At 67.3% G+C, this 8,587-nt stretch carries 7 protein-coding genes and 1 tRNA gene; 4 read left to right on the forward strand and 4 right to left on the reverse strand.

Features of this window, described 5'->3' with window-relative positions; all coding sequences use genetic code 11:
• Positions 1-162: response regulator (locus JWQ05_RS16760; RefSeq protein ID WP_366944616.1), on the reverse strand; the 162-nt coding region annotated here is incomplete at its 3' end.
• 444 nt (positions 163-606) lie between these two features.
• Between JWQ05_RS16760 and fliI the strand changes: the two genes are divergently transcribed.
• The 3 genes from fliI (at position 607) to JWQ05_RS16775 (ending at position 3,663) form a co-directional block, all read left to right on the forward strand.
• Positions 607-1,962, forward strand: coding sequence for a flagellar protein export ATPase FliI (fliI, locus tag JWQ05_RS16765; RefSeq protein ID WP_299660659.1), 1,356 nt, complete (start codon positions 607-609; stop codon positions 1,960-1,962).
• 89 nt (positions 1,963-2,051) lie between these two features.
• The gene (fliJ, locus tag JWQ05_RS16770) at positions 2,052-2,459 is read left to right on the forward strand and encodes a flagellar export protein FliJ (RefSeq protein WP_299660660.1); all 408 of its coding nucleotides are present in this window, start codon (positions 2,052-2,054) and stop codon (positions 2,457-2,459) included.
• Between the two features lie 154 nt (positions 2,460-2,613).
• Positions 2,614-3,663 carry a lysylphosphatidylglycerol synthase domain-containing protein gene (locus tag JWQ05_RS16775; protein WP_299660662.1) on the forward strand — a complete coding sequence of 350 codons (1,050 nt, stop codon included), beginning with the start codon at positions 2,614-2,616 and terminating at the stop codon, positions 3,661-3,663.
• Between the two features lie 103 nt (positions 3,664-3,766).
• Here JWQ05_RS16775 and flhA read toward each other — a convergent pair whose 3' ends face one another.
• The 3 genes from flhA to JWQ05_RS16790 form a co-directional block, all read right to left on the reverse strand.
• Positions 3,767-5,932, reverse strand: a complete 2,166-nt coding sequence (gene flhA, locus JWQ05_RS16780) for a flagellar biosynthesis protein FlhA (protein WP_299660669.1) — start codon at positions 5,930-5,932, stop codon at positions 3,767-3,769.
• Positions 5,933-6,060: 128 nt separating this feature from the next.
• Positions 6,061-7,305, reverse strand: coding sequence for a capsule biosynthesis protein (locus JWQ05_RS16785; protein ID WP_299660664.1), 1,245 nt, complete (start codon positions 7,303-7,305; stop codon positions 6,061-6,063).
• A gap of 106 nt (positions 7,306-7,411) precedes the next feature.
• Positions 7,412-8,065, reverse strand: coding sequence for an ABC transporter ATP-binding protein (locus JWQ05_RS16790; protein WP_299660666.1), 654 nt, complete (start codon positions 8,063-8,065; stop codon positions 7,412-7,414).
• 284 nt (positions 8,066-8,349) lie between these two features.
• Here JWQ05_RS16790 and JWQ05_RS16795 point away from each other — a divergent pair.
• Positions 8,350-8,439: transfer RNA gene (locus JWQ05_RS16795), tRNA-Ser, on the forward strand.
• The last annotated feature ends 148 nt before the right edge of the window (positions 8,440-8,587 follow it).

Here is an 8,587-nt window from a genome sequence, read left to right on the forward strand (position 1 = left end):
AAGGTTCAGGTCGAGCAGGATGATGTCGTAGTCGTACAGCTTGCCGAGATCGATCCCCTCCTCACCCAGATCCGTGGTGTAGGTGTTGAAGCTCTCGGATTTGAGCATCAGTTCGATGCTCTGCGCGGTTGCGCTGTCGTCCTCGATCAGAAGTACCCGCATCGTCGGTCCCCAGCCCAGCCGGCCGTGTGCAGCGTACGGGCAAGCCCCCGCCGTTCATCCGCCACCGGCCCGCGGCGGATGCTCCCTCGTCACTGACGTGAAACGCTATTCGTTAATCGTTAACAAAACCTGATTCAGGGACGCAAGCTCGCAATTTGACTGGACTTCCGGTCATGCCTCGAACCGTTGACGGTCTGTTCTCGGTGGATCGCGTTTCGGCCGGATCAGATGCCTCCGCAGCATCCTTCAAGTCTCTTGCCCGTCAGGGCTTTTTTCAAACTGTCACCCCAGCGCCACCGGATTCGATCGTGGCGGATGCCGTGAAGATTTTTCGCGTGCCCGCCAGAGCCGGCGGTCACATGCAAGCCTGGAGCCCCTTCGCTACAGACCCAGTGTACAAGGGTGTTAAGGAAAGCGGTCAACGAATGGTTAAGCGAGGTGCCGATGACCGACCGCGACCCGAGCGCCGCGCGCCTACGCCTCTCCGGCGCGCGTGCCGCCCTGGCGGACGTGCAGGTGCTCGAAACCTACGGACGCGTCGTGGCCATCCGCGGCCTCCTCGTCGAGGTGGCGGGCCCGGTGGCGGCCATGCGGCTCGGCGGGCGCCTCGACATCGCGGTGGAGAACGGCCTCGGCGCCGTACCCTGCGAGATCATCGGCTTCCAGGGCGAGCGGGCGCTCGCGATGCCCTTCGGTTCGCTGGAGGGCGTGCGTCGCGGCTGCCCCGCCATGGTCCGCGACGAGGCCGCAGGCGCCATCCGGCCCTCCTCGGCGTGGCTCGGGCGCACCATCGACGCCCTCGGCCGCCCCATCGACGGCCTAGGCGCCCTACCGCCCGGACCGGTGATCTACCCCCTGCGGGCCGACCCGCCGCCCGCCCACGCCCGCAAGCGCGTCGGCCCGCCCCTCGATCTCGGCATCCGCTGCATCAACACCTTCCTGACGATGTGCGCCGGCCAGCGCATGGGCATCTTCGCGGGCTCGGGTGTCGGCAAGTCGGTCCTGCTCTCGATGCTCGCCCGCTACACCGCCGCCGACGTGGCGGTGATCGGCCTCGTCGGCGAACGCGGGCGCGAGGTTCAGGAGTTCCTGCAGGACGATCTCGGCCCGGCCGGCCTCGCGCGCTCGGTGGTCGTGGTCGCGACCTCCGACGAGCCGGCCCTGATGCGCCGCAACGCCGCCTACGTGACCCTGGCGGTGGCGGAATATTTTCGCGACCAGGGCGCGCAGGTCCTGTGCATGATCGACTCGATCACGCGCTTTGCCATGGCCCAGCGCGACATCGGCCTCGCGGCCGGCGAACCGCCCACCGCCAAGGGCTACACCCCCACCGTGTTCAGCGAGTTGCCGCGCCTCCTCGAGCGCGCCGGCCCCGGAACGGGGGAGGGGGCAATATCGGGTCTGTTCACCGTCCTGGTGGAGGGCGACGACCACAACGAGCCCGTGGCCGACGCGGTGCGCGGCATCCTCGACGGCCACATCGTGATGGAGCGCGGCATCGCCGAGCGCGGGCGCTACCCGGCGATCAACGTCCTGCGCTCGGTCTCCCGCACGATGCCGAAGGCCTGCGACCCGGCGCATCTGCCCACCGTCCGGCGCGCTCGCCGCCTGCTCTCAACCTATGCCGACATGGAGGAACTGATCCGGCTCGGGGCCTACCGGGCGGGCGCCTCGCCCGAGGTCGACGAGGCCGTCGCCCTGATGCCGGAAATGGAGGCTTTTCTGGGTCAGGGTAAGGAAGAAGCAACTTCGATCGGCGAGGGTTATCTCCGCCTGGCAGAGATCGTCGGCGCCCCCTAACGGCGGGCGGACGCGTCTCGCGAACGTCGGGCCCGGTGCGCCGTCGCGGCACACCGGCAAGCCGTGCGTTGCGTGGAGTGAAACCGTCCATGAAATCCCGTGACACGTTGATCCGGCTGCGACGCTTCCAGGTCGACGAGAAGCGTCGGCGCGTGACGCAGATCGAGATGATGAAAGCGGATTTCACCCGCATGGCGCTGGAGCTCGACCGCGAGGTCGCCCACGAGGAGAGCCGCGCCGGCATCACCGATCCCGGCCATTTCGCCTATCCGACCTATGCCCGCGCCGCCGCGACGCGCCGGGACAACATGCGCCAGTCGGCGGCCGCTCTCGAAGGGCAGCTCGCCGAGGCCAAGGCCGAACTCGGCGAGGCCTTCGAGGACCTGAAGAAGATCGAGATCCTGGACGACCGCGAGCGCACCGCCGAGCGCGCCGCCGAGGCGGCCCGCGACCAGGCCGCGATGGACGGGATCGGCCTCTCGCGCATCCGCGCCTGACGCCCCTGCGTGCCGGTCTTGAAAAGGGGCCGGCACGAAACCGTCATGATCCCGTGGGAAGAGCCGATCCTGCCGGGGCCAGACGGAACCTTGCTTGCGATGCCGCGCATCGTCGTGCAGGGAGGGCCCGAACCAGGGGCTCGTCCGAACCACCATGAAGAAGATCAGCGATTTCATCTGGCCGATCATCGGCCTTGGTGCCGTGATCGTGTCGGGCTACCTGCTCTACAAGGAGCTCGCCGGCATCTCGATGGCCGAGATCAAGGGCAGCTTCGCGGCGATCCCGCTGCATCGCTTCCTGCTCGCCGCCCTGGCGACCCTCGTCGCCTACGCGGCGCTCGCCTGGTACGACCGGATCGCGCTGCTGCACCTCGGCGTCAGCCACATCTCGTGGTTCTTCGTCTCGGTCTGCTCCTTCACCACCTACGCGCTCTCGCACAACATCGGTGCCTCCGTCTTCTCCGGCGCCGTGGTGCGCTACCGCGCCTATACCGCCAAGGGCCTCTCGGCGGCCCAGGTCGCGGTGCTGGTGGCGCTCTGCTCCTTCACCTTCGGCCTCGGCACGATCCTGCTCGGCGGGTTCGTCCTGACCGTCCTGCCCGACACCCTGACCCGCCTCAACGGCTACCTGCCGACGATCCTCACCGACCCCGCCACCGCCCGCATCCTCGGGGCCGGCCTTCTCGGCTTCGTCGCCCTCTACGTGATCGGCTCGCTGCTGCACCTGAAGCCGCTTACGATCCGCACGTTCAAGCTCGAATACCCCCGTCCGCGCATCATGGTGCGCCAGCTCATCGCCGCGCCGCTGGAGCTCCTGGGCGCCGCCGGCATCATCTACTTCGCGCTGCCCGAGGCCGGAAACCCGGGCTTCCTCGTCGTCCTGGCGGTCTTCCTCGCGTCCTTCTCGGCGGCCCTCGTCTCCAACGCGCCGGGCGGCCTTGGCGTGTTCGAGCTGGTCTTCGTCGTGGCGATGCCCGACATCGCGCGGCCCTCGGTCATCGCCGCGCTGCTCGTCTTCCGCCTGTTCTATTTCTGGCTGCCGTTCCTGATTTCCGTGGTGGTGGTCCTGCTCTACGAGCGCAACCGCCTCGCCAGTGCGATCAAGGGCGAGCCCGGCGTCGAAACGGCGCCCGCCCCGCCTTTGGTCGTGCCGGGCCTCGACCCGAAGGCCATCGACGGCCGCATCCGGAAATCCCGGGCCTGATCCCGCTCCACTGACCGAACACCCTGCCCTCGGCCTCTCTGCGCACGGGGGCGGGCCGGACACCTGCGGGTTCAGAGGGCATACGTCTGCGATCGGCTTTACCTCAGACCGATCCCACCGTCCGCAGCCGGGCGCGCGGATGGATCTCGGCCTGGCTCATCACCGGCGTCTCGCGCCGGAAGCGCTCGATGATCGAGCGCACGAAGGGCCGGGCCTGGACCGAGGTGACGAGAACCGGCATCTCGCCCATCCGGGCGGCGTTCTCGAAGCGGTCCCGCACGGTGTTGACGAATTCCGAGAGTTTCGAGGGCTGCATGGCGAGGTAGCGCTCGTCGCGCTCGCCCGCGATCGAGTCGAGGAACGCCTGCTCCCAGGCTGGCGACAGGGTGATGATCGGCAGCATGCCGTCCGGCCCCTGGTATTGGGCGCAGATCTGACGCCCGAGCCTGGCCCGGACATGCTCGACGATGTCGCGCGGGTTCTTCACGTGTCCGGCCACCTCGGCGATGCCCTCCACGATCGCCCCGAGGTCGCGGATCGAGACCCGCTCGGCCAGCAGGAACTGCAGCACGCGCTGAATGCCGGTGGTGCCGATCTGGCTCGGCATGACCTCCTTGAGGAGTTCCCCGTGCTCCTTCGAGAGCTCGCGCAGGAGCTTCTGCACCTCGACATGGTTGAGGAGCTCGGAGACGTGGGCCTTGATGATCTCGGTGAGATGCGTCGAGACCACTGTGGCGGCATCCACCACCGTATAGCCCTTCAGCTGGGCTTGGTCGCGAAGCGACGCGTCGATCCAGGTCGCGGGCAGGCCGAAGGTCGGCTCGAGCATGTGCTGACCGGGCAGCTGGACCTGGCCGCCCATAGGGTCCATCGCCATGAACTGGCCCGGGAAGATCTGCCCCGTGCCCGCCTCGATCTCCTTGACCCGGACCACGTACGCGTTGGCGTCGAGCTGCACGTTGTCGAGGATGCGCACGGACGGCATCACGAAGCCCAGTTCCGCGGCCAACTGCCGGCGCAGCGCCTTGATCTGGTCGGTGAGGCGGTCCTGGCCCTCCGGCCCGTTCACCAGGGCCAGGAGGGCGTAGCCCATCTCCAGCTTGAGGTCGTCGAGCTTGAGGAGATCGGTGACGGTCTCTTCCTTGGCCGCCTGGGCGGCGGCCACGGCGGAGGCGTCCATCGGGGTGCCGTCGGCGTCGAGCGGCGGCGCCTCGCGGGCGACCTTGGCGAAGTGCCAGGCCGCATAGCCGGACGCGCCCCCGAGGGCGAGGAAGGGCAGCATCGGCATGCCGGGCAGGAGCGAGATCAGCACCATCACGCCCGCCGACATGCCGAGCGCCTTGGGGTAGTTCGCGAGCTGCTTGCCGAGGGCCTTGTCGGCCGAGCCCTTCACGCCCGCCTTCGAGACCAGGATACCGGCCGCCGTCGAGACGATCAGGGCCGGGACCTGGGAGGCGAGACCATCGCCGATGGTGAGCAGGGTGTAGCTCTTGGCCGCCCCCATGAACGGCATGCCCTGCTGGGCGACGCCGATGATGATGCCGCCGATCACGTTGATGAAGGTGATGAGCAGCGCCGCGATGGCGTCACCGCGCACGAACTTCGAGGCGCCGTCCATGGCGCCGAAGAACGAGGATTCCTCCTCCAGGGCGGCGCGGCGGGCCTTGGCCACCTTCTCGTCGATCAGGCCCGCCGAGAGGTCGGCGTCGATGGCCATCTGCTTGCCGGGCATCGCGTCGAGGGTGAAGCGGGCCGCGACCTCGGCGATACGCCCGGAGCCCTTGGTGATGACGACGAAGTTCACGATGATCAGGATCGCGAAGACGATGATCCCGATGACGAAATTGCCGCCCATCACGAAGTTGCCGAAGGCCTCGATGACGTGACCGGCGGCGGCCGTGCCCTCGTGCCCATGACCGAGGATGAGGCGGGTGGAGGCGAGGTTGAGCGCCAGCCGCAGCAGGGTGGCGACGAGGAGCAGGGTCGGGAAAACCGTGAACTCGAGCGGGTTGTCGATGAACAGGCCCGTCATCATGATCAGCACCGAGATGATGATCGAGACGGCCAGCAGGAGGTCGAGCAGGAACGCGGGCAGCGGGAAGATGAGCACCGTGAGGATGCCCATCACGGCGGTGGCGAAGAACAGGTCGGTGCGCTTCGAGAGCGCGTGCAGGTTCGCCCGGTTCGGGATCGCGAAGCGTGCGAACTCCCCGAAACCGCCTCCGGCTCCCGTCGCCGGAGCCGTCGTGGCGACCGCCGTCTCGCTCATCATGGACCTCGCCGCCCCGAGGACATGGGGGCCCGGCAAGATTTGCCGGGCACAGGGTTAGCGGACGGTTAACGAGTCGCTTCGGCGAGGCGACTGGGGGCCTTCGCTTGAGGCAAGAGCCTCCCGCGTCAGGCCATGTACTTCCGGGCCACGACCGCAGTGGTGAAGACCACGGCGGCCCCACCCGCGATCAGGAGGATCATGAGGAGGCGGCGCGGCTGCGTCGAGGATTCTGGCTTCACCGGCTGGACGATCATCGTGAAGAACTCGAGCTGCCGCTCGGCCATGATACGGGCGCGCTCGTTGGCGACCAGGACCTTGGCGAAGTACTTCTCGGCATCGGCCCGATCGGCGTCGAAGGCCTCGAAGCGCGTGAGCGAATCCGCCAGGATCCTGCGCTGCTCCGGATCCTCGCTGGCGGATTGGCGCTCGATGCGCGTGATGTTGTCGTCGAGGTCCTTCAGTTGCGCCTGCATGTCCTGGATGCGCCGGGTCCCGGGCGAGAGGTCGCGCTGCCCCTGGATCAGCTGGACCGCGAGATTGATGCGGGCGCTGCGAAGTTCGGCGATGACCTTCAGGTTGCTTTCGTTCGTCTTCTGCGCATCGAGCACGCCGTCCTTGTTGCGCAGGGCCGCGACTGCGACACGGATCTTCGTCATCCGGTCCTCGGCGCGCTGCAACTCGCGCACGCTCTCGGACACCGCGTCCTCGCGGGCGCGCACGCTCAGCGCATTCACCATCCGCTCGCTCTCGGCGAGGATCGCCTTCGAGAGCTCCAGGGACTCTTCGGCATCGAAGGCGTTGACCGTGAGGGTGATGATGCCGGAGCCGGATTCGATCGCGGTGTGGACCCGGTCGTGCCAGAACTTGACCAGCTTCTCGATGGGCTTGTCGGGACTGAAGCGCGAGAAGAAATCGATGTCGGATCGCGAGAACATCTCGCGCAGCGGCAGGACCTTCTCCATCGCCTCGACCATCGGCCGGCTCGCGATGTAGTTGGTCGTGATCAGGCTGTCCTGCGCCACCATCTGGTGCGTCGAGGCGCCGGAATTCGTGCCGACCTGATCCGGCGCCGCCTTCTCGACGCTGCCGAGGGCGGGACGCAGGGCGAAGCGCGACTCGACCACGAAGCGGTCGGACACGATGAAGCCGTAATAGGCGACCGCCGCCAGCGTCGGGATCACGAAGCAGAGAAGGAACAGCAGCGGGATCAGCGGATCCGTCTTCACGTGGCTCTGGTAGGAGCGGATGCCCTTCTTGCGATCCGCGAAACGCGAGACGCGCGCGATCTGCCGCAACGATTCCGCCACCGCGTTCGACCGGTCGGCGGTCGTGAGCGGTTGCCCCCGGGGATTACGGATTTCGACGCTCATCGGCCCTGGTGTTCCATGTCGTCCGGCAGATTCGCGCCGGTCTTCTGCAAGCCTTGCACCGCCGGCACGGCGAAAGCATGACCGACCGGTTCGCCGATCGCGCGCATCAGGCGTTCAAGCGGCGATAGACCTCGATGGCGTCGTCGATGTTCTCGTACACGATCGCACGCCCGTTGATGAGAACGATGCCCTGCTGGCACCAGGTGCGCAGCGTATCCATCCCGTGCGAGACCATGATCACGTCGGCGTTCTCGCGCCGCGCGTTGAAGGCGTCCTCGCAGCGCTTCTGGAAGCGCGCGTCACCGACCGATGTCACCTCGTCGATGAGATAGCAGTCGAACGGGATGGCCATGCTCATGCCGAAGGCGAGCCGAGACCCCATTCCGGACGAGTAGGTCCGGATCGGCACGTCGAGGTAGCTGCCGAGTTCGGAGAAATCCTCGACGAAGTCGAGGACCCGGCGCGGGTCCTCGCCGTAGATCCGCGCGACGAAGATGATGTTGTCGCGCCCCGTCATCAGGGGATGGAAGCCGCCCGCGAACCCGAGCGGCCAGGAGACGCGGCGATTTCGGATCACCCGGCCCTTGGTCGGCATCTCCGTTCCGGCGAGCAGGCGCAGGGTCGTCGACTTGCCGGCGCCGTTGATCCCGAGAAATCCGTAGCTGATCCCGGGCTTCAGGGTGAAGGAGACGCGATCGAGGATCGTCCGCCGGTGCCCGTCCGTCCGGTAGACTTTGGTCACGTTGTCGAAGCGGATCACGGGTAACGCTGTCTCCTGGCACGTCCGATGGCGTCGTGCCGTCTGGAGCAGGACATCGTCGGTGAATAGGCTCGGGATGCCGCCGGAAAACGGCGAATCTGAGGATGGGCCGAACCCGGCACGCGGCGGCACCGAGGGGAGCCGCCCGAGATTTCCGAGGGAATCGACCGCTTTGCGGTCCGCGCCGCTTGCACGGCGCTGGCACGGCTTGTACACGACGCCACCCGACGCAATCGCGAAGCCCGGTCGCCCCTGAGGCGGCTGCGAGACGCGGCGACGGGCCCGGAGGGGTGGCCGAGTGGTTGAAGGCGCACGCCTGGAAAGTGTGTATACCGGAAACGGTATCGCGGGTTCGAATCCCGCTCCCTCCGCCAATAATCAGTTAAAGTGAAAACACGTGACCTCACAGTAGGTTAGGTTGTTCATCTTGGTGGATGTCCCCCACGACAGCCCCCTTTGTGTCCCCCACGAGGAGGCGCTCTCTCATGTTGATCTTCAGCGAACGCTATCTTCGGCCTGAGG

The sequence above is a fragment of the Methylobacterium sp. genome (assembly GCF_028290105.1).
GTDB lineage: Bacteria > Pseudomonadota > Alphaproteobacteria > Rhizobiales > Beijerinckiaceae > Methylobacterium.

Coding starts and splice junctions, on each gene's coding strand:
- fliI (WP_299660659.1), top strand. CDS start 607: ATGACCGACCGCGACCCGAGCGCCGCGCGCCTACGCCTCTCCGGCGCG.
- JWQ05_RS16785 (WP_299660664.1), bottom strand. CDS start 7,305: ATGAGCGTCGAAATCCGTAATCCCCGGGGGCAACCGCTCACGACCGCC.
- fliJ (WP_299660660.1), top strand. CDS start 2,052: ATGAAATCCCGTGACACGTTGATCCGGCTGCGACGCTTCCAGGTCGAC.
- flhA (WP_299660669.1), bottom strand. CDS start 5,932: ATGAGCGAGACGGCGGTCGCCACGACGGCTCCGGCGACGGGAGCCGGA.
- JWQ05_RS16775 (WP_299660662.1), top strand. CDS start 2,614: ATGAAGAAGATCAGCGATTTCATCTGGCCGATCATCGGCCTTGGTGCC.